The organism is Streptosporangium sp. G11, assembly GCF_051192615.1.
Taxonomy (GTDB): domain Bacteria; phylum Actinomycetota; class Actinomycetes; order Streptosporangiales; family Streptosporangiaceae; genus Streptosporangium.
In genome coordinates, this window is record NZ_JBPJUQ010000348.1 from 1 (window position 1) to 707 (window position 707).

The window sequence follows — 707 nt, forward strand, 5'->3', positions numbered from 1 at the left end:
CTGACGCATGGGACGCAAGAAGCGTTCCACATCAGACCAAGGAGCTCCCCTTGAAGCGCATCCTCCTCCCCGCCGGTGGCGCCATTCTCGCCACCGGTCTGCTGGCCGCCGGCCTGGCCGGCACCGCCAACGCCGTTCCGGACTGGGCCTACGACACCCTGGCCAAGGACGCTCCGGCCGCGGTCGACGTCGCCGAGTTCTGGCTCAAGATCAACGGCGCCACGAACAACCTGGCCAAGGCCACGCCCTACACCTGGGAGACCAAGGCCACGCCGAAGCTGAACGCGGGCGGTGGCTACACCCCCGACGGCAAGCCCGGCGTCGTCGCCCCGACCGGCGAAGAGAAGAAGACCGCCGCGAAGGTCAAGAACATCAACCTGCCGAAGTCCATCGGCAAGGTGTTCTTCGTCGACGAGAAGAACCAGCTGAAGTGGTGCTCGGCCACCTCGATCCAGGGCAAGTACCGCAACCTGGTCGCCACCGCCGGTCACTGCGTCTACGACGACAAGGCTGACGCCAGCGTCATGGACAACTGGGTCTTCGTCCCCGGCTACTACCAGGGCAAGACCCCGTGGGGCATCTACGTCGGCAAGACCGCCTACACCCACTACGACTTCGCCAACTACGAGGACTACGACCGCGACTACGCGTTCGTGACCGTCTACAACGGTGTCCAGATCGGCGGCGGCACCGCCAAGGAAGTTTCC

At 65.3% G+C, this 707-nt stretch carries 1 protein-coding gene; it reads left to right on the plus strand.

Features of this window, described 5'->3' with window-relative positions:
• Window positions 1–50: 50 nt before the first annotated feature.
• Window positions 51–707 (plus strand): trypsin-like serine peptidase (locus ACSDR0_RS50970; RefSeq protein ID WP_435296196.1); only part of this gene is annotated, 657 nt, incomplete at its 3' end.